We start from the raw sequence: 19595 nt of genomic DNA, 5'->3' as shown, positions 1-19595 counted from the left end.
CCCTCTTGTCATTCATGGCAGTGGGCCTGGTCTCAGGCTTCCTTGCTCCAGCGGTTCGGATCGTAATCCGGGCTGTAGCGATCGACTATGATGGCGCAAGCCGCATCGCCGGTGATGTTGAGCGCGGTACGGATCATGTCGAACAGGCGATCCAGCGCGAACAACAGCGGCAGCCCCTCGATGGGAATGCCGGCCGCCAGCAGCACGGCCACCACCAGGAAGCTCGGGCCCGGCACGCCAGCCTGACCGATGGCACCCAGGGTCGAGGTGACTATGATGGCCGCCCAGGCGCCCATGGTGAGATCGATGTTGTAGACCTGGGCGAAGAAGATGGCCACCAGACCGTAATAGATGGCGTTGCCGCTCATGTTGATGGTGGCACCCAGCGGCAGCACGAAGGAGGCGGTGGCGTTGGTCACCTTCAGATCGTGCTCGCAGGTCTCCATGTTGACCGGCAGGGTCGCCATGGACGAGGCGGTAGAGAAGGCCACGATCTGCGGCTTCTTCATCGCCGAGAAGTACTTGCGTACCGGCGTGTTGGAGAAGAAGGCGATCAGCATCGGGTAGACCACGAAGCCGAAGATGAGGATGGCTGCGACATAGACCACGAACAGCTTGAGCACCAGGGTCAGCACGTCGAAGCCATAGGTGCCGATGGCATCGGCCATCAGGCCGAAGACCCCGATGGGGGCTATCAGCATCACCTTGTTGATCATCCAGACGAAGGCGTCCACCAGGGTGTTGAGGCCATCCACCAGCGGCTTGGCGCGCTCGCGGGGCTGCTTGGCCAGGGCGATGCCGAGGAACATGCAGAACACCAGGATCTGCAGTATGTTCGCCTCGTTCAGGGCGCTGAACACATTGGTCGGGATCATCCCAAGCAGGGTAGCCACGGCATCCGGCAGGGCGCCCTTGTCGGCGTAGTCACCGGAGAACATGGCGGCCGTGGAGCCGAAATCGACCCCGACACCGGGCTTGAAGACTTGACCCATCACCAGCGCCAGCAGCACCGCCAGGGCGGAGGTACCGAGGAAGAAGGCGAGCGTGGTCACCCCTATCTTGCCCGCGGCCGGGCTGGCCCCCAGATTGGCGGCCCCGGACAGGATGGCAACCGCCACCAGCGGGATCACCAGCATCTTGATCAGCTGGATGAAGAGCGTCCCCAGGGGGGCGAAGACGGTCGCCTGCTCACCCATGAGGGCACCCACCAGCGCCCCCAGGATCATGGCGACCACGACCTGGAAGCCGATATTTTTAATTAATCCTTTTGTCAACACAGAATGTTCCTTTATTAAGCAATTACTCACACTTTGGCAGTGCAAATGACCACCCAGAGCGTCAAATCCTCTCCATTGCTCTGGCGGCGCGCTTTATCTCATATTTATTACCCGTTTAACATCGTGATCCCTGAACGAAACGAATTTTTATGGTTTTTCACAAAGTTGAGACCCACAAGAAACTCTCCGTTTTTTCCCTATTTCACCATGACAATCGCCAAAATAATGTGCTACTTTTGCTCTGCAAACGTGCATACAGGGAAGAAAAGATGCTGAAAGTTAACGAATATTTTGACGGAAATGTTAAATCCATCGGTTTCGAGCAAAAAGGCGAGAAAGCCACGGTCGGTGTGATGGAAGCGGGTGATTACCAGTTCAACACCGCCGCCCCGGAGCGGATGACGGTGATCAAGGGTGCCCTTCGCATCCAGCTGGCCGATGAAGACGAGTGGCACAGCTACCATCAGGGCGAGTCCTTCGACGTGGCCGGTCACTCCTCCTTCAAGCTGGAAGTGAAGACAGCCACCGCCTACCTGTGCGAGTTCCTCGACTGATAGCCCCGCAGGGGTGCCATGAGATGCAGATCCGCTCCTCCTGGCACCCCTGATCCCCCTGTCTTGCCCCATTTCCACACCGCCATCACAGGCTGTTGCTTCCCCCCTTTTCATCGACTACAAAAAATTTACAATGTTTAGACGAAATCCATAATCGGAGTACGTCATGATCAGTGTCTTCGACCTGTTTTCCATCGGGATTGGTCCCTCCTCCTCCCACACAGTGGGGCCGATGCGGGCAGCCTGCGCCTTCGTGCACACCCTCAAGCAGAGCGCACTCCTCTCCCGCACCGAACGCGTCGTGGTCGAGTGCTACGGCTCCCTCGGCCAGACCGGCAAGGGTCATGGCACCGGCAAGGCCATCATCCTGGGGTTGGCCGGGTTCGAGCCGGAATCCGTGGACATCGAGGCCATCCCCGCCTTCCTCGATCAGGTGGAACACAGCCAGACCCTGCGCCTGGGGGGTGAGCAACCGAGCCAGTTCCCTCGCGTCGGCGCCATCCTCTTCAATCGGCGCAAGACCCTGCCCGCCCACTCCAACGGCATGACCCTGCGCGCCTTCGCGGGTGACGCCCTGCTGTTTGAGCAGACCTACTACTCCATCGGCGGCGGCTTCATCATCGAAGAGAGCCACTTCGCCAACGCCCGCGAAGAGGCCGCCCGCTTCGATGCCGCCCACCCCGTGCCCTACCCGTTCGAGAGCGGGGCCCAGTTGCTGGCCCACTGCCAGGAGAGCGGCCTCTCCATCTCGGGGTTGATGCTGGCCAATGAAAAGGTGTTTCGCAGTGAAGCCGAGATCAAGGCGGGCCTGCGCAAGATCTGGCAGGCGATGCAGGGTTGTGTCGAGCGCGGTTGCAGGAGCGAGGGGGTATTGCCGGGTGGCCTCAAGGTGAAACGGCGCGCCCCGGCCCTCTATCGCCAGCTCTGTGGCGAGACCAACTTCAACAAGGATCCCCTGATGGTGATGGAGTGGGTGGACCTGTTTGCGCTGGCCGTCAACGAGGAGAATGCCGCCGGTGGCCGGGTGGTGACCGCCCCCACCAACGGCGCCGCCGGCATCATCCCCGCCGTGCTGCACTATTACGATCGCTTCGTGCGCAAGGTGGATGACGAGCTGCTGATGCAGTACTTCCTCACCGCCGCCGCCATCGGCATCTTGTACAAGAAGAACGCCTCCCTGTCGGGGGCCGAGGTGGGTTGTCAGGGAGAAGTGGGGGTCGCCTGCTCCATGGCCGCCGGCGCTCTGGCCGAGCTGCTGGGCGGCAGTCCGGCCGTGGTCGAGAACGCCGCCGAGATCGGCATGGAGCACAACCTGGGTTTGACGTGCGATCCCATCGGCGGCCTGGTGCAGGTGCCCTGCATAGAGCGCAACGCCATGGGAGCGGTCAAGGCGATCAATGCCGCCCGCCTCGCCCTGCGTGGCACCGGCGAGCACAAGGTGTCGCTGGACAAGGTGATCAGAACCATGTGGGAAACCGGCAACGACATGAAGACCAAGTACAAGGAGACCGCCCGCGGCGGCCTCGCCGTCAACATCACCGAATGTTAAACCTGAGTAAAAACGATCTCAGATGACCCTCAGATACCCGGCTTGGCCGGGTATTTTTTTGCAAAACGTTTGCCTCGCGCTTAACAAAATGGATAACCATCAAAATAAATTTTATACTCGCGCCGTGAATTCAACAAAAATAGATCTATTTCAACTTTTTTTAGGCAGGAAGCCGTTACACTGCGGTTATCTGGTTTCCCGGCCTTTGTGACGACAGACCCGTCCCATGGATCACCCTTTCTGCGAGCGGGCATGGCGCCCCCTTCTACCCTGAGGTAATTGTTACATGATCAGCGTTTTTGATATCTTCAAAATCGGTGTTGGCCCCTCCTCTTCCCACACTGTCGGCCCGATGAAAGCTGCCAAACAGTTCGTGGATGATCTGCGTGCTAGCGGCAAGATCCGTGACATCACCCGGATCCAGGTTGACGTCTATGGCTCCCTCTCCTGGACCGGCAAAGGCCACCACACCGACACCGCCATCATCATGGGTCTGGCCGGTAACCTGCCGGAAAATGTCGACATCGACGGCATTCCTGAATTCATCTCCCGGGTCGAGCAGACCGGTCGCCTGCCCATCGGCCTGCACTGCCACACCGTCAGCTTCCCGAAAGGCGCCATGGTGTTCCATGACGAGGCCCTGCCCCTGCACGAGAACGGCATGAAGCTGACCGCCTTCATCGAAGACGAGGCCGTCTACAGTAAGACCTATTACTCCATCGGCGGTGGCTTCATCGTCGACGAAGAGAGCTTCGGCAAGGCCGACAGCGGCGACATGACCGTCAACTACCCCTTCAAGAGCGCCGCCGAGCTGCTCGCCCACTGCGGCCAGACCGGCCTCTCCATCTCCGCCCTGATGCTGGAGAACGAGAAGTGCTTCAATACCCCGGAAGAGATCTACAAGAAGCTCGGCAAGATCTGGACCACCATGCGTGAAGGGATAGAGCGCGGCTGCCGCACCGAGGGTGTCCTGGCCGGCCCGCTGCGGGTGCCGCGCCGTGCCGCCCCCCTCTACCGTCAGCTGACCACCAACGAGCATCTCTCCAACGACCCCATGAGCATCGTGGACTGGGTCAACATGTTCGCCCTGGCGGTGAGTGAAGAGAACGCCGCCGGTGGCCGCGTCGTCACGGCTCCGACCAACGGCGCCGCGGGCATCATCCCGGCCGTGCTGGCCTACTACGACAAGTTCATCCAGCCGGTCGGCCGCGACGAATACACCCGTTTCTACCTGGCCGCCGCCGCCGTCGGCATGCTCTACAAGATGAACGCTTCCATCTCGGGTGCCGAAGTGGGTTGCCAGGGTGAGGTGGGTGTCTCCTGCTCCATGGCCGCCGCCGGCTTGACCGAACTGATGGGCGGCAGCCCGGAGCAGGTGTGTGAAGCGGCCGAGATCGGCATGGAGCACAATCTGGGTCTGACCTGCGATCCGGTCGCCGGCCAGGTACAGGTCCCCTGCATCGAGCGCAACGCCATCGCCGCCATGAAGGCGGTCAACTCCTCCCGCATGGCCCTGCGTCGTACCTCCAAGCCCCGTGTCTCCCTGGACAAGGTCATCGAGACCATGTACATCACCGGCAAGGACATGGACTCCAAGTACCGTGAGACCTCCCGCGGTGGCCTGGCCATCAAGGTGATGCAGGTTGCCTGCGAATAAGCGGCAGACAGCAGATACAAACAAGGCGGGAGAGATTCCCGCCTTTTTTTGTCTGTGATTTTCTCAACGGCAGTCGCATTGGCATAAAGAATAAAAAAGAAGCGGGCAATTCGTTCAGATGGGCCTGGCTTATCCGTCAGGTGTCAGAATGGGGAGAGACTATTCCCGCATCCTATTTCGCTCCTTGCCCGCTTTTATTCCACTTTTATTCCACTATCCGATCCGCCAGGGTGCCGACCGCCACCACGAAATAGGGGGAGCGGTTCCAGTGGCGCAGCACCCGATAATTCTCATAGGCAAGATAACTGCGGCCATGGACATCATCGGGCCGAATGAGGGAGGCCTGCATGTCGGCCTTCGGCAGCGGCGAACCGTCCAGTTGCCGTACCCCCAGAGCCTGCCAGGCCGACAGCGGCTTGCGGGTCTCAAGCCCGAACAGGGCAGGATTGAGGGAGTCAGGCACCTTCACCCGCCGTCCCCAGGTCTCATCTTCCCGCCAGCCATTCTGATGCAGATAATTGGCTGCCGATCCAAACACATCCGCCAGATTGCCCCACAGATCCTTCCTGCCATCCCCGTCCTGATCGACCGCGTATTTGAGAAATGACGAGGGCATGAACTGCACCTGCCCCATGGCACCCGCCCAGGAGCCCTTGAAGGCGGCGGGGCTCACGTGCCCCTGCTCTATGATGCGCAGGGCATCGAACAGCTGATCCTTGAAGAAGGCTTCCCGTCGCCCGTCCCAGGCCAGGGTCGCCAGGGAGGAGATCAGCGGGAAATTACCGGTGAGTTTGCCGAAATTGGTTTCTATGCCCCACAAGGCGACAATAAAACGGGGCTGCACCCCATATTCATCACCTATTTTCGTGAGCAGCGGCAGATGCTGGCGATATAAGGATCTGGCCTGCTTGACTTTCCATTGGGGCACGGCGCGGGGAATATAGGAATCCAGGGTCAGTTTGAATTCCGGCTGATTTTTGTCGTGCTTGATGGCCGCCTCGATAAGGCGAATATCGGCAAAGGCGGCCGTTACCGTCGCAGGCTGGATGCCGGCCGCCAGGGCTTGCTGTTTGAGACTCGTCACATAATGGTCAAAATCGGCGCCGGCCTGCGCGGATGCACTTAATAGTGCGCCCAACAATAACAGCACCGGCCGACCCTGCATCAGCGGGCGCCCTTTAATTGTGCCTTGTGCTGCTCCAGCAGATTTTCCGGTGGCGGAGGCACCTGCAGGTAGAAGCCCTGGCTCTGCAAGGCTGCCATCACCCGCTCGGTGGAGGCGATCCCCAGGGGCTTGGCCGGGTCCAGCTTGGTCATCAAGACCAGCTCGGGACGTCCGAAGGTACTCATCAGTGCCTCTGGCACACGGGAAAAGTCCTCTCTTCTTTCAATAAAGAGATAGGTCTCGGCTTTTTTGCGACTTTTATAGACTGCACACAACATGGAAATTGATATAATCCGACGGGTTCATTGCCTCTGGTGGTGGCAAACTATAACATCAGGAATTGAATAACAATAACGTATTACCGTCTCGGTTCGGGGAAGATTCATGGTTGAACGCGATAACGAATTGAAAGGGACCACCTTCACTATTTCTGTGTTGCATCTCAGCGATGGCAATCCGGACCGGATCCGACAACTGCTGGAGGCCAAGGTTGCGCAGGCCCCCCAGTTTTTTAATTGTGCCCCCCTCGTCCTCAATGTGGAACGCCTCAGCGAGATCCCGGATTTCGAGCAGCTCAGGGAGCTGGTCGAGTCGGAAGATTTCGTGCTGGTCGGCATCACGGGGGCGCGGGATGAGGCGATGAAGACGGCGGCCAAGGCGGCCGGGCTGGCGGTCATGGTGTCGGGCAAGAGCCGCAAGGCCGATCCCGAGCCTGCGGCACCAACACCTGACCCCGTGGAGGCGGCTCCGGTCGCCCCGGTTCAGGCTCCTATGGAGCCGAGCAAGGTCCACGTCGGGCCGGTGCGCTCCGGCCAGCAGATCTATGCTGCCGGCACCTCCCTGGTGGTGCTGGGCTCGGTCAGTCCGGGAGCCGAAGTCATCGCCGACGACAGCATTCATATTTATGGCGCCCTGCGTGGCCGAGCCATCGCGGGGGCCAAGGGCAATCCTCTTGCCCGCATTTATTGCCAGCAATTGCAGGCCGAGCTGCTCTCCATCGCGGGCACCTTCCAGCTCAGCGATGCCTTGCCGGCAGGCCTGATACAAGAGCCAGTCCATATCCGACTGGACAACGAACAACTCCGAATAGACCGCATCAAATAGAGTTACAAGGAAGCGAGAATGGCGCGAATCATAGTCGTTACATCGGGCAAAGGTGGCGTTGGCAAGACCACAACCAGCGCGGCCCTGAGCACCGGCTTAGCCCAGCGTGGCCACAAGACAGTGGTCATCGATTTTGACATTGGCCTGCGAAACCTGGATCTCATCATGGGCTGCGAGCGGCGCGTGGTGTATGACTTCGTCAATGTGATCAACGGTGAGGCCAACCTCAACCAGGCACTCATCAAGGACAAGCGCTCGGAAAACCTCTTCATCCTGCCCGCCTCCCAGACCCGGGACAAGGACGCCCTGACCCGTGAAGGGGTCGAGAAGATCCTGGATCAGCTGGCTGAGATGAAGTTTGACTACATCGTCTGCGACTCTCCCGCCGGCATCGAGTCTGGCGCCCTGATGGCGCTCTACTTTGCCGACGAGGCCATCGTCACCACCAACCCGGAAGTCTCTTCCGTGCGCGACTCGGATCGCATCCTCGGCATCCTGGCCTCCAAGTCCCGTCGCGCCGAGCGCGGTGAAGACCCCATCAAGGAACACCTGTTGCTGACCCGCTACTGCCCGACTCGCGTCAGCCGTGGCGACATGCTGAGCGTGCAGGATGTGCAGGAGATCCTGGCCATCAAACTGCTCGGAGTGATCCCGGAGTCCCAGGCGGTGCTGCGTGCCTCCAACTCGGGGGAGCCGGTCATTCTGGACAAGGAGTCCGATGCCGGTCAGGCCTATGAAGACGCCGTCGCGCGCCTGCTGGGCGATACCAAGGATTTTCGTTTTCTGGAAGAAGAGAAGAAGGGCTTCTTTAGCCGACTGTTCGGGAGTTAAACATGTCATTATTGGATTATTTTCGTTCCAACAAGAAACAGAACACCGCACAACTGGCCAAAGAGCGGTTGCAGATCATCGTTGCCCACGAGCGTTCATCCAGAGGGGGGCCGGATTACCTGCCCCAGCTCAAGCAGGATATCCTCGACGTGATCCGTAAATATGTGCAGATCGATCCGGACAAGATCACCGTCCAGCTCGATCAGAAGAGTGACGAGCTGTCGGTGCTGGAGCTCAACATCACCTTCGCCGACGACCAGAAGAAGGGATGAGCTGACGCCCCATGCGTGACCCTTTTCCCCAGTGAAGACCGGATCCTTTGTCAGGATCCGGTTTTTTATTGCCTGGCGCAGAGGCATCTCGCCAAGGCGTGCGGGGCCAGCTAGAATACTGCCCGCCCCTCGGCCCTGCCGACGGGACCTCTCCCCCCTCATCTGGAACACAGCTCTTATGTCTTTGAATGACGAAATGCACAGCGTCGAGGAACTGCTCGATACCGCCCTCGAACTCTTCATGGAGCTGGCCTCGGACAACCTGCCCGAGCAGGAGATAGCCCTGTTCAACCAGGCGTTCAACGACCGCGGCCTGCTGGCAGAGACGGATCCCGCCGATGACTGGGAAGCGGACGTGGGGTTTGCCGTGAGTGATGCCGAGTACGCCGAGATCTGGATTGGCCTTGGCAATGCCGAGCAAGAGTATGAGCACCTGTTCGCCCGCATGCTGCTCTCCCGCCGTGTCGACGAGAAGTTCTGCCACATCGAATGGCTGCCCCAATAATTCCGGATCCCGACGATCCCGGTCACTATGAGTGGGACTCAGAGCCCGAGCCCGTGAGACCGACGCGCTGGCGTCGCCTGCTGGGCTGGCTCGGCAAGCTGCTGCTGGCGGCGCTGGTCAGCTCCATCGTCTCGGTGGCGCTGCTGCGCTTCATCGATCCCCCCATGTGGACCTGGCGCCTCGAGCGGGCGCTGTTTCCGCCCGCCAAGGTGGCCGAGGTCAAGCACGACTGGGTGCCGCTCGAACGCATTTCTCGGGAGTTGCAGCTGGCGGTGATCGCCGCCGAGGATCAGCGCTTCGCCGATCACAATGGCTTCGATATGGACGCCATCAGCTCGGCACTCAAGCACAACCAGCAAAGCAGGCGGGTGCGCGGCGCCAGTACCCTGAGCCAGCAGACGGCCAAAAACCTCTTCATGTGGAGCGATCGCAGCTTCCTGCGCAAGGGGATTGAGGCCTGGTTCACCCTGCTGATGGAGCTGGGCTGGGACAAGTCCCGCATCCTCGAGGTGTACCTGAACATCGTGGAGTTCGGGCCCGGCATCTATGGCGCCGAAGCCGCCGCCAGGCACTACTTCGGTAAACCGGCGGCTCGCCTGACCCGTTACGAGGCCTCCTTGCTGGCCGCCGCCCTGCCCAATCCCTGGCGCTACCGGGTCAAGCCCCCCTCGCCCTATGTGCAGCAGCGCTCGGCCTGGATCCGCCGCCAGATGAGTCAGCTCGGTCAGATCACCCTGAACCGGGTACACGAGGCCGGCTAGGTTCATCGAGGGGATCGGAGGGCGGCCCCAGATGGCCGCCGACGACCTCCCGGTGCAGCGGTAAATAGTGCCACCACCAGGTCTCCCGTCGCCGCTTGATCTGCCGCCTGTGCTGTCGTCGCTTCATGCTGCCCACATGCCTCGTGATGCCGCCCGATGGCGGCAGCTCTGTTAACCTTATCCCCTGTTTCGGCCATTTGACAGCACGGGGTTACCGGCCTCATACGCTGGTCGCCATCCCCAATAATTGCTAAAGTGGCGAACCTGGACGTATCTGGAGTGATTTCATGGAACAACGTAGCCCGGATCAGCTGGTCGAGTGGGCCTATGATCAGTTTCTGGAGCAGGCCGCCGACATGCTGGCCCCCGAACAAATCGTCGACATCACCCTCGAATTTGAGCAGCGTGGCGCCGTCGAGGCGACCCTGCCCAACGCCGACTGGTCGACCGAGCTCGGCGTGCCGGTCGACATGGAGCGTTGGGCCGAGGTGTGGGTCGGCTTGCTGGATCATCAGGAGGAGTTCGAGGTGATCTACGCCACCTTCCTGCTGCCGCGGGATCAGAGCGAACACCAGGTCCATGTTCGCTGGCACCGCCAGCAACAGGCATAAGAAAAGGCGCCCCTGGCGCCTTTTTCGTCTCTGCTGTTTACCCCTTCAGGGGCGAGCCGCTATGGCCTTGACCAGACAACGGCGGCACCAGCAGGCGCTCGCCTCGCTCATGGGCAAGGAAGGCAGCTGGCTGCACCAGCAACGCTCTATGGGTTCACCGGCGGAGACGGCGCAAAACGCCGGCTCGCCGCATCCCGGACACTGATGGGTGCTGCGCGTGCCGTCCAGCTCGGCCATGCGGGCCAGCTGGGCCTCGCTGTCCATGGCGGACCACTGGCCTATCTCGGTCAGGGTGCGGCCGCAACCGAGGCAGAGCCCGTCCTTGGCCCGGCAGTCGCCGATGCAGGGGCTCGGCACCTTATTCGCCGTCCGGTGCGCGTTCGGCAGCAACGAGCGTGATGCAGTTGTCTTCGATGACGATCTTGCCCTGCTTGTAGAGCCCGCCGATGGCCTTCTTGAAGGTGCCCTTGCTCATGTTGAACATCTTGTAGATGAGCTCGGGCTCGCTCTTGTCCCCCACCGCCAGGCTGCCGCCCTGCTTCTGCAGGCGGGTGAGAATACGGCCGCCGGCATCATCCATCCGATCCTGCCCCGGTTTTTGCAGGGTCAGATCCAGCTTGCCATCCTCACGGACCTGCTTGACCCAGGCGGTCAACGGTCGGCCCGTCATCAGGCGGCCGAACACCTCGTTCTTGAACAGCATGCCGGAGTACTGACCATTGACCACGGCTTTGATGCCGAGTGGAGTGTGTTCCCCGGGCAACGCAGTCACCTCGTCACCGGCCTTGAAGGGGGGATCGACGCGCAGGAAGCGCTCGAGGCGGCTGGTGCCCACCATGCGTCCCTCGTTGTCCAGCATCAGGTGCACCAGATAGACATGGCCCACCTGCATCGGCTTGTTCTGCTCGCGGCTTGGCACGAACAGATCCTTTTTCATGCCCCAGTCGAGGAAGGCGCCGATCTTGTTGGCGTTGACCACCTTGAGGCCGACAATGTCACCCACCATGGCAAAGGGCTTGTCGGTGGTGATCACCGGCTCGCAATCCGCGTCCAGATAGAGAAAGACGGACACCTCGCCATCTTCGGCGACGCCTTCCGGCAGCTGACGCTTGGGCAACAGCAGCTCGCCATATTCCCCCGCGGCCAGCCAGGCGCCACGATCTTCGAGCTCAACGACGGTGAGGGTGTTCATCTTGCCAATCTGTAACATGGTGATCTCTTCTTTCAATATCCGGATGGGCCTGCAATTCATGGCCCCTAATAATGTGCATCGCCCCTGTCGTCGACTGAGGAAGTGCAAGGGCTCAGGTTTTTCATGCAGGCGCGCATGTTACCCCAGAGCCGTGACAGGACCTAGTCCCTTGCCCGCCCCCGCGCAGGATTTTCACCTCGGGGCGACCCCGTACTGGCGATATTATCAGCACTTGGTCACCCCTTGGCTGCAAATAACCCCACTTTTAGGTAGACTTCGCGGCCGTCAAATCCGGAGGAAGCGTCGATGAACCCAGCCACTCGTACCCGTCATCTCAATCAATGGATCCAGAACCACAGCCAGCAGGACATGAGTTACCCGGCCCTGCATGGCTTTCTCTGCGCCCGTCTGACGGGGCCAACAGCCCCTGACTGGCAAGATCCCCTGGCCGGGCTGCTGCCCCTTGAGGCCGAGCTTGACGAGAAGAGTGCCGAGGCGCTGCATCACCTGATCGCCGAGCTGGAGGCCCTGGCCGATGATGCCCAGCTGGCCCTGCCGAGCCAGTGCAGGCTCTCTAACGAGACCCCGGAACAGGTGTTCGAACAGAGCCATCCCCTCGGCCAGTGGAGCTACGGCTTCAGTCAGGGGGTGGCCCGCTGGCCCACGCCGACGGATCTGAACGATCCCGCCACCCGCCACCGCTTCAGCCTGGTGGCCGAGCTCTGCCTGTTCCGTGACAAGCCCATGGCCCGGATGCTCCACCAGGCCGCGGCCAGCGAGCTGCCCTTCCTGGATTTTTGCAAGCGTCAGCGCCAGCAGATGAAGACGGCCCTCAACCTCCTGCTGACCCTGGATCAGGATGAGGCACGACATGAAGAAGAACCCCTTCCCGACAACGAACAGAGCCGCCAGTGGCGGCAGTGGTTCGAGCAGGCGGCGCAGTGCCGCGATCCCCTCGCCCGCCTCCCCTGGTTCGACCGCATCATTGCCGATGCCAGCCCCCTGTTCGACGAAGCCTTCTGGCAACAGCACGCAGGCTGCGGCTGGAGCGCCCCCGAGGCCCGCCCACTGATCGCGGCCCAGGCGGGCCGGGCCGATTGCCTGCTGCGACTGGGGCAACGGGAGCAGGCGCGCGATGCATACCTGGCCCTGCTCGACCTGTGCCTGGCCGACGAGCCGGGCTGTCGCCATCCCCTCTCCAGCCTCTATGCCAGGCAAGGGGATTGGGCCGCCCTGCTGGGCCTGCTGCTGCGCTTCAATGAAGCCTCCTGCTGGCTGCTCTACAACAAGGCGCTGATGGTGTTTGTCACCGAAGGCGAGCAGGCGGCGCTACCCCCCATGTGCCCGCCACCCTGCTGGGCCAGCGCAGACTGCCCAAGCAGGAGCCCCGCCACTGGCAGGGGGGAAGCCGCGACGAGGCCGCGCTCTATGCGCTCCAGAGCCGCGAGGCCTGGTTTGCTCATAATGCCTTGATCTGGCTGCGTAAAAGTGTAATCAACAAGGCCAGTTGAGGCCCTGGTTGCCGGGTCCATGACGCAACACGTGCGCAAACGCACATTTTTCTGGTGCCCGTTCAGACAAATGCCCTTGTGTTACGTATCATCAAGGTCAAAGTATCAAGAGAAACTGCACCCGATGCAGCCGCCACAGCAGGATGTCATATGTCGAAGATCATAGAGCTGCTCGCGCACTACCCCCCCTATCAGCTGGTCCATGCCGCTGAAATGGTGCGCGATACCTTTGAACAGTTTTACCAGCAGCGGTACCAGCTGACGGTGCCCCAATGGCGCCTGATGATGGTGCTTGGCCCCCACTATCCCATCAGCCAGAAAGAGCTGGTGGAGGCGAGCGGGATGGACAAGGTGCGGATCTCCCGCGAGATCCACCGTCTGGTGGAGAAGGGCATTCTGTTCACCGAGAGCAGCGCCCAGGACAAGCGCATCAGTCTGGTCTCCTTCACCCCGGCGGGGCTCACCCTGTTCCAGCAGCTCAAGACCGAAGCGGGCAGCTGGCAGCACACCCTCACCGACTACCTGCCCGCCGAGGCGCGCCAGAGCATACGGCTGCACCTGCAAAGCGTGAGCGACGCCATCGAACAACTCCACCTGCTGGACAGCGAGCAACAATCATGACACTGACCCGCTTTGCCACCATGGACATCAACATGCTGCTGAGCCTGGTCAACATGCAGCTTCGTGATCATTACACCGATCTGGACGATCTCTGCCGGGCGCAGGATCTCGACAAGGAGGCCCTGATTGCACGGCTGGCTGGCGGCGATTTTCACTACCAGCCTGATCAAAAGCAGTTCAGATAGGGATCCGGATCACAAGCTGTCTCGTGGCGCTGGCCGTGGCGGCAAAAACTGCTAAGGTGAGAGGCAACCCCGCTGGACCATGAGCCTGAGGTATGGATACATCAGGCTGTCACAGACGGCGGTTAGCCTTAATTTGCTCACCATAAGCCAAGGACGACACCATGATCCTGACCCGACAGACCAGCCTGATCATCATCAGCGCCCTCTTCACGATCGGCCTCTTCTCCCCTCATCTGCCCCAGAGTACGGAGCAGTGGCTCAGCAGCCTGCTGCTGGGATCCTTGGTGGCGGTCTGCCTGCTGGTCGGCAGCGGCTGCCGTCGCTTCATCTGGGATTGAAGAGTGGCGTCCGCCATCTGAAAACAGCAACGCAGCCTGATGGCTGCGTTGTTGTTTCTGGACCTGGGTGAGCAGGCAAACGTCACGGCATCAGTATGCCAGGGTTTCCAGCTGCTCCTTGGCCTGCTCTATGCCCTTGGCCTGCGCCTCGGGACCCATGCCCATGCCCTCGGCGTAGATGAAGTCCACCTCGTTGATGCCGATGAAGCCCAGCACGGTGCGCATGTAGGGGGTCACCAGATCGGTGGCATTGCCCACATGCATGCCACCACGGGGGCTGACCACCAGGGCGCGGGTGTTCTCCACCAGGCCGACCGGGCCGGTCTCGGTGTAGCGGAAGGTAACGCCGGCACGGGCCACCAGATCGATCCAGTTCTTCAGCTGGGTCGGGATGTTGAAGTTGTACATGGGGGCTGCGATGATCACCAGATCGCTCGCCTTGAGCTCGGCCACCAGCTCGTCGGACTGGGCCAGCACGGCCAGCTGACGCTCGTTGAGGTTTTCGCCACCGCGCAGGCCCATGGCCAGCTCGCCGTCGAGCACCGGCAGATTCAGGGTTGCCAGATCACGCACAGTGACGCTGTCACCCTGGCGCTCGGCCAGGTAGCCGTCGATCAGGGCGTTGGATTGGGAATACTGGCCCAGGATGCTGGACTTGAGAACGAGGATGTTGGCCATGGTGAAACTCCATTTGGTTGTCGGTTGAACAGCTTGGCTGTCGATGGAGGTCACTATAAAGATTGAGTTTCAAGGCGGATAGCGAAAATAGATGCTCAAGTTATTCAAATATTTTGATGATTGCGCACTTCCTCGCCAGCAGGGTATTCACCAAGCACCCCGGCCTTGGCAGAACAAACGATTGCCGTTATGATCCGCCGCACTTTTTTTAAGTGACCCGGATCCCATGGCACCCTCCCGCAGGCACTCCCCCTTTGCCGGTGCAGTCTGGATGATGGTGGCAGGCCTCTGCTTTGCCGCCGTCAACAGCCTGAGCCAGTTTGTCAGCTTCAAGCTCGGCCTCCCCTCGACCCAGGTCGCTTTTCACCAATACCTGGTCGCCCTGATCTGCCTGCTGCCCTGGCTCGTTCGTCACGGCCTGCGCCAATCCCTGATGACCAACCAGCTGCGGCTGCACCTGCTGCGCGTCGCCCTGGCAGTCATCGGCATCCAGTTCTGGCTCTGGGCGCTGGCGGTGCCCGTGCCCATCTGGCAGGGCATAGCACTCTTGATGACCTCCCCCCTGTTCGCCACCCTCGGCTCCGCCTTGCTGCTCAAGGAGCAGGTGAGCCGGGCACGCATCCTGGCCACCCTGGCGGGCTTTGTCGGGGCCATGTTGATCCTGGCCCCCTGGACCGATGACTTCAGCTGGGCTTCCCTGCTGCCGGTGGCGGCCGCCCTGTTCTGGGCCGGTTACTCCCTGCTGGTGCGCTATCAGGCGGCGAGCGAATCGTCCCACACCATAGTGGTCTACCTGCTCATCTTCAGCACCCCCTTCAACGCCATGCTGGCCCTGCCGGAATGGCAGTGGCCAAGCGAGATCCAGTGGCTGCTGGTGGCGGCCTCCGGGGTGCTGTCGGCCCTGGCCCAGATGTCCATCGCCCGCGCCTACAGCGTGGCCGAGGCCTCCTTCGTGCAACCCTTTGACTTTGCCAAGCTGCCCATGAACGTACTGGCGGGCTGGCTGGTGTTTGGCTGGGCGCCTCCCGGCCGATTGTGGCTCGGCGCCGCCATCATCATAGGCGCCATCACGCTGCTGACCCATCTGGAGCAGCGCGCCCACAAATCCGTTTCCTGAGGTACGCCATGCGTGCCTCTTTTTTTTACTCACTCGGGTCAGCAACCCTGACCATGGACATCAGGAGAGATCAGATGTTTGGAACCGCCACCCGCCCCGCTGCCACCCGTGCCCTGCTGCTCGGTTCAGGCGAACTCGGCAAGGAAGTCGCCATCGAGCTGCAACGCCTTGGCATAGAAGTGATTGCCGCCGACCGCTACGCCAATGCTCCCGCCATGCAGGTTGCCCACAAAGCCCACGTGCTGGACATGCTCGATGGTGCCGCCCTGCGCGCCCTGGTGGCCGAGGTCAAGCCCGACCTTATCATCCCCGAGATTGAAGCCATCGCCACCGATACCCTGGCGCAGCTTGAGCAGGAAGGGGTCAGGGTCGTGCCCAACGCCCGCGCCACCCAGCTCACCATGAACAGGGAGGGGATCCGCCGCCTCGCCGCCGAAGAGCTGGGCCTGCCCACCTCTTCCTACCGCTTCGCCCAGAGCAAGGAGGAGTTCGTCGCCGCCGTCGAGGCCATCGGCCTGCCCTGCGTGGTGAAACCCGTGATGAGCTCCTCCGGCAAGGGCCAGAGCCTGCTGCGCGATCTTGCCAAACTGGACGAGAGCTGGACCTATGCCCAGGAGGGTGGCCGCGCCGGTCGTGGCAAGGTGATAGTCGAAGGCTTCGTCCCCTTCGAGTACGAGATAACCTTGCTCACGGTGCGTGCCGTGGACGGCATTCACTTCTGCGATCCCATAGGCCATCGTCAGGAAGACGGTGACTACCGCGAATCCTGGCAGCCGCAAGCCATGAGCGAGCTGGCGTTGGCCCGCGCCAAAGAGGTCGCGGCCAAGGTGGTCGAGGCCCTCGGCGGTCATGGCCTGTTCGGGGTGGAGCTCTTCATCAGGGGCGACGAGGTGTGGTTCAGCGAAGTGTCACCCCGCCCCCACGACACCGGCATGGTGACGCTGATTTCCCAGGATCTCTCCGAGTTTGCCCTGCACGTACGGGCCATTCTGGGGCTGCCGGTCGGCACCATCACCCAGTTCGGGCCGAGCGCCTCCGCCGTGGTGTTGCGGGAAGGCCACAGCCAGAACATACGCTATGGCGCCATTGGCGAGGCTCTGGCTCTGGTACCGGGTGCCCAGTTGCGTCTGTTCGGCAAACCCGAGATCGCCGGTCGCCGCCGTCTCGGCGTGGCGCTGGCCCGGGGCGAAGATTGCAATGAAGCGGTCGAACAGGCCAAGGCGGTCGCCGCCCGGGTCGAGGTGCTCTTCTAGAGCGCTCTCTTTGTCACGTAAAAACAAACGTTTATCTGCGTGATCCGGCGCAAGGGGCAGGCTTCTGCCCCTTTTCCATTGAAGCGCCGGGCTTATAATCCCCCCTTCACCTATGTCAGGAGTACAAGATGTTAACTGCCGTGATCTTCGATATGGATGGTGTTCTGATCGACTCGGAACCCTTTTGGCAACGGGCCCAGATGGCCGTCTTCTCCGAGCTGGGCCACTTCCACACCGAGGAGGACTGCAACTCCACCATAGGGGTGCGCATCGATCAGCTGGTGGCCCACTGGTATCGCCTGCGCCCCTGGAACGGCCCGACCCAGGAAGAGGTGGTCCAGCGCATCCTGGATCAGGTGATAGCGCTCATCCTGCAGGAGGGTCAGGCCAAGGCCGGCGTGCTGGAAGCCCTCGACCTCATCGAGGCCCGTGGCCTCAAGATCGGGCTCGCTACCTCTTCCCCCTTCACCATGGTGGAGGCGGTGCTCGGCAAACTCGGCATCCGGGATCGCTTCATGGCGGTCCACTCCGCCGAGGTGGAGCGCTTTGGCAAGCCCCACCCGGATGTCTATATCCACGCCGCCGAGAAGCTGGGAGTGGAGCCCGTGCACTGCTTCGCCATTGAGGACAGCTTCACCGGCCTGCTGGCGGCCAAGGCGGCCTCCATGAAGGCGCTGATTGTGCCGGACCCGGCCCTTGTCGGCGATCCACGCCTCGCCATCGCCGATCACCAGCTGCATTCGCTCGCTGAGCTGGATGCCGACATGCTGACCCGCTGGGTGGCTTGAATCCATCCGGGGCCAAGGGCGTGTCGGATCAGAATATCGGGGCACCGTGCATCCCTTGAACCCTGTCATAAACGTGCGCCCGCTCGCGGTTGGGCCGCCTCTTGCCGACTAGAATCAGGGAACAGAGGCGGCCCAAGGGCCCGAGGAGGTCACCATGATCGAATACATCAGCAAGCGCATCGTCTGCCCGCACTGCGGCCACCACACCCGGGTCGAGCTGGATGCCAGCCAAGGGGATCAGGAGTTCTACGAGGACTGCATGGCCTGTTGCAATCCGATCCACCTGCGATTGCACCGGGATGACGCTCGCGACTGCCTGCAGCTGTTTGTGGATGCGGACGACGAGCAGATGTTCTGATTGCCGTTTCGATGGCTCGGCCTGCATGAGGCATGCCTGTATCATCGGGTGCATACGTGATGCGTCGCCCTGCGCTGGGGATGAGGACTGAAGCGACGCCATGCTGTCGAATCCAGGCTCGCTTCTCCTCAGGTACCTGAGCCCCTCAAAATGATCCCATAGAAAAAAGCCCCTCGGAGAACCTCAAATCATCCTGAAGTTCGCCAAGGGGCCTTGTCGCTTATGTGATGGTTGTCGGCTCATGGATGTGCCAGACACTCGAAGTGTAGGTCCGGTTTCATCCTTCGGCCAGCGTCAGACAGCCAGGCTCCGTGAGACACAGCAGGCCAAGGGGGTGCCGGCCACACCGGGCATGGTGTTTCTCCTCGCCACAGGGTTCTCCTGTTCATCGCTTTGGGCCCGTCATCTTGATGGGCTTCGTCTGGATCAGACACTGCAAGATGCGGACACAGGCCCATGACGGCCTGGGTTCTGCGTTGACTGAAGCCTTTACAGCCACGGATAGGACAGGCCCCCATGATGCAGGCCCAGCTTGAGGGGTGAACGCAGGCGGATCAGGCTGGCTGGCGCGCCGCCAGCACCCGCTCCACTGTGTCGACGATGGCCTGGGTCTGGGGATCGATCTCGATATTGGTTTGCCAGCCCGCCTTGATCCAGCCCAGGTTGGTGCGGGCCAGGGTCTCGGGAATGAGGTTGACGCAAAACTCGCTGCCGCGCACCTCGCCTATGGTCAGGCTGATGCCGTCGATGCCGATGTAGCCCTTGGTCAGCACGTATTTCATCAGTTCGGGGGCGAGGCGGTACCACACCTGGCGATTGTTGGGGGTGTCGATGACCGAGGTCACCTCGGCCGTGCCCATGATGTGGCCGGACATGGCATGGCCGCCAATCTCGTCGCCAAAGCGGGCGGCCCGCTCCACATTTACCTTGTCCCCTACCCCGAGCGCACCGAGGTTGGTCAGGCGCAGGGTCTCCTGCATCAGATCGAAGCTGACCAGGTCCCCCTCCACCCGGGTGACCGTCAGGCAGCAGCCGTTGTGGGCCACGGAGGCGCCAAGCGCCAGCCCCTCACCCCAGGCCGGGCTCGGCATGCGGATCACATGGGTGCGGAAGTTGGGCAGCTCTTCGATGGCCACCAGTTCGGCGGTTCCCTGTACTATGCCGGTGAACATGTCTCGTCTCCACGCTGTAATAAAATTGTCGGCAGGTTACCCCCGGCCACAGTGCAAGACAAGGGTGCCGGCTGACAAGGCGGGCCCCGATCGTTA

The 19595-nt window shown here is 61.4% G+C and carries 23 protein-coding genes and 1 pseudogene; 17 read left to right on the top strand and 7 right to left on the bottom strand.

What is annotated here, in order from left to right:
• Window positions 1–32: 32 nt before the first annotated feature.
• Complete coding sequence (locus ACB039_RS08770) at window positions 33–1277, bottom strand: dicarboxylate/amino acid:cation symporter (RefSeq protein WP_202045526.1); 1245 nt, start codon at window positions 1275–1277, stop codon at window positions 33–35.
• A gap of 269 nt (window positions 1278–1546) precedes the next feature.
• Here ACB039_RS08770 and ACB039_RS08765 point away from each other — a divergent pair, with 269 nt between their 5' ends.
• The 3 genes from ACB039_RS08765 (at window position 1547) to ACB039_RS08755 (ending at window position 5037) form a co-directional block, all read left to right on the top strand.
• Window positions 1547–1831 (top strand): pyrimidine/purine nucleoside phosphorylase, encoded by a 285-nt coding sequence (locus tag ACB039_RS08765; protein WP_025326892.1) that lies wholly within the window; start codon window positions 1547–1549, stop codon window positions 1829–1831.
• Between the two features lie 166 nt (window positions 1832–1997).
• Entirely contained in the window at window positions 1998–3380 is a 1383-nt protein-coding gene (locus tag ACB039_RS08760) for an L-serine ammonia-lyase (RefSeq protein ID WP_041205714.1), read from the top strand.
• Window positions 3381–3666: 286 nt separating this feature from the next.
• A complete protein-coding gene (locus ACB039_RS08755) occupies window positions 3667–5037 on the top strand; it encodes an L-serine ammonia-lyase (RefSeq protein WP_005325119.1) in 1371 nt (456 codons plus the stop codon).
• Between the two features lie 205 nt (window positions 5038–5242).
• On the opposite strand, the gene ACB039_RS08750 is transcribed toward ACB039_RS08755, so the two are convergent.
• Window positions 5243–6202 carry a lytic transglycosylase domain-containing protein gene (locus ACB039_RS08750; protein ID WP_043129891.1) on the bottom strand — a complete coding sequence of 320 codons (960 nt, stop codon included), beginning with the start codon at window positions 6200–6202 and terminating at the stop codon, window positions 5243–5245.
• Window positions 6202–6480, bottom strand: a complete 279-nt coding sequence (locus ACB039_RS08745; protein WP_025326888.1) for a YcgL domain-containing protein — start codon at window positions 6478–6480, stop codon at window positions 6202–6204. The genes ACB039_RS08750 and ACB039_RS08745 overlap by 1 nt, the downstream gene beginning before the upstream one ends.
• A 106-nt stretch (window positions 6481–6586) precedes the next feature.
• Here ACB039_RS08745 and minC point away from each other — a divergent pair, with 106 nt between their 5' ends.
• From minC to ACB039_RS08715, 6 genes are all read left to right on the top strand, one after another.
• The gene (gene minC, locus ACB039_RS08740) at window positions 6587–7306 is read left to right on the top strand and encodes a septum site-determining protein MinC (protein ID WP_043129890.1); all 720 of its coding nucleotides are present in this window, start codon (window positions 6587–6589) and stop codon (window positions 7304–7306) included.
• Window positions 7307–7324: 18 nt separating this feature from the next.
• A complete protein-coding gene (gene minD / locus ACB039_RS08735; RefSeq protein WP_005331693.1) occupies window positions 7325–8137 on the top strand; it encodes a septum site-determining protein MinD in 813 nt (270 codons plus the stop codon).
• Between the two features lie 2 nt (window positions 8138–8139).
• Window positions 8140–8409: a cell division topological specificity factor MinE gene (gene minE, locus ACB039_RS08730; protein ID WP_010674646.1), complete on the top strand. Its 270-nt coding sequence runs from the start codon at window positions 8140–8142 to the stop codon at window positions 8407–8409.
• Between the two features lie 178 nt (window positions 8410–8587).
• Window positions 8588–8914: an HI1450 family dsDNA-mimic protein gene (locus ACB039_RS08725; RefSeq protein WP_043129889.1), complete on the top strand. Its 327-nt coding sequence runs from the start codon at window positions 8588–8590 to the stop codon at window positions 8912–8914.
• A 53-nt stretch (window positions 8915–8967) separates the two neighbouring features.
• The gene (gene mtgA / locus ACB039_RS08720) at window positions 8968–9675 is read left to right on the top strand and encodes a monofunctional biosynthetic peptidoglycan transglycosylase (protein WP_081934449.1); all 708 of its coding nucleotides are present in this window, start codon (window positions 8968–8970) and stop codon (window positions 9673–9675) included.
• A gap of 287 nt (window positions 9676–9962) precedes the next feature.
• Entirely contained in the window at window positions 9963–10286 is a 324-nt protein-coding gene (locus tag ACB039_RS08715; RefSeq protein WP_043129887.1) for an HI1450 family dsDNA-mimic protein, read from the top strand.
• Between the two features lie 45 nt (window positions 10287–10331).
• On the opposite strand, the gene ACB039_RS08710 is transcribed toward ACB039_RS08715, so the two are convergent.
• On the bottom strand, window positions 10332–10643 hold the full coding sequence (locus tag ACB039_RS08710) for a DUF1289 domain-containing protein (RefSeq protein WP_043129886.1): 312 nt from the start codon (window positions 10641–10643) through the stop codon (window positions 10332–10334).
• 1 nt (window position 10644) lies between these two features.
• The gene (locus ACB039_RS08705; protein ID WP_371165507.1) at window positions 10645–11514 is read right to left on the bottom strand and encodes a S1 RNA-binding domain-containing protein; all 870 of its coding nucleotides are present in this window, start codon (window positions 11512–11514) and stop codon (window positions 10645–10647) included.
• 270 nt (window positions 11515–11784) lie between these two features.
• Between ACB039_RS08705 and ACB039_RS08700 the strand changes: the two are divergent.
• From ACB039_RS08700 to ACB039_RS08685, 4 genes and pseudogenes are all read left to right on the top strand, one after another.
• Window positions 11785–12989, top strand: a pseudogene (locus ACB039_RS08700) (UPF0149 family protein).
• A gap of 150 nt (window positions 12990–13139) precedes the next feature.
• A complete protein-coding gene (locus tag ACB039_RS08695) occupies window positions 13140–13610 on the top strand; it encodes a MarR family winged helix-turn-helix transcriptional regulator (RefSeq protein ID WP_005331665.1) in 471 nt (156 codons plus the stop codon).
• Window positions 13607–13795, top strand: coding sequence for a DUF4250 domain-containing protein (locus ACB039_RS08690; RefSeq protein WP_338886858.1), 189 nt, complete (start codon window positions 13607–13609; stop codon window positions 13793–13795). Before ACB039_RS08695 ends, ACB039_RS08690 begins: the two co-directional genes overlap by 4 nt.
• Before the next feature lie 161 nt (window positions 13796–13956).
• Window positions 13957–14133 carry a hypothetical protein gene (locus ACB039_RS08685; RefSeq protein WP_163137691.1) on the top strand — a complete coding sequence of 59 codons (177 nt, stop codon included), beginning with the start codon at window positions 13957–13959 and terminating at the stop codon, window positions 14131–14133.
• Window positions 14134–14223: 90 nt separating this feature from the next.
• Here the strand turns inward: ACB039_RS08685 and ACB039_RS08680 are convergent, their stop codons facing one another.
• Window positions 14224–14811, bottom strand: coding sequence for an FMN-dependent NADH-azoreductase (locus tag ACB039_RS08680; RefSeq protein ID WP_041205704.1), 588 nt, complete (start codon window positions 14809–14811; stop codon window positions 14224–14226).
• Between the two features lie 226 nt (window positions 14812–15037).
• Between ACB039_RS08680 and ACB039_RS08675 the strand changes: the two genes are divergently transcribed.
• From ACB039_RS08675 to ACB039_RS08660, 4 genes are all read left to right on the top strand, one after another.
• Window positions 15038–15928: a DMT family transporter gene (locus tag ACB039_RS08675; RefSeq protein ID WP_041204258.1), complete on the top strand. Its 891-nt coding sequence runs from the start codon at window positions 15038–15040 to the stop codon at window positions 15926–15928.
• A gap of 74 nt (window positions 15929–16002) precedes the next feature.
• Window positions 16003–17181, top strand: a complete 1179-nt coding sequence (purT, locus tag ACB039_RS08670; protein ID WP_226172718.1) for a formate-dependent phosphoribosylglycinamide formyltransferase — start codon at window positions 16003–16005, stop codon at window positions 17179–17181.
• Between the two features lie 128 nt (window positions 17182–17309).
• On the top strand, window positions 17310–17969 hold the full coding sequence (hxpB, locus tag ACB039_RS08665; protein ID WP_371165506.1) for a hexitol phosphatase HxpB: 660 nt from the start codon (window positions 17310–17312) through the stop codon (window positions 17967–17969).
• Between the two features lie 154 nt (window positions 17970–18123).
• Window positions 18124–18327 (top strand): CPXCG motif-containing cysteine-rich protein, encoded by a 204-nt coding sequence (locus ACB039_RS08660; RefSeq protein WP_005324812.1) that lies wholly within the window; start codon window positions 18124–18126, stop codon window positions 18325–18327.
• Window positions 18328–18881: 554 nt separating this feature from the next.
• Here ACB039_RS08660 and ACB039_RS08655 read toward each other — a convergent pair.
• Entirely contained in the window at window positions 18882–19499 is a 618-nt protein-coding gene (locus tag ACB039_RS08655; protein ID WP_317842533.1) for a riboflavin synthase subunit alpha, read from the bottom strand.
• Window positions 19500–19595 lie beyond the last annotated feature (96 nt).

This window comes from Aeromonas sp. S2(2024) (assembly GCF_041402505.1).
GTDB lineage: Bacteria > Pseudomonadota > Gammaproteobacteria > Enterobacterales > Aeromonadaceae > Aeromonas > Aeromonas media.
The sequence above is the reverse complement of the archived record's forward strand: the minus strand, read 5'-3'. Positions and strand labels throughout refer to the sequence as shown.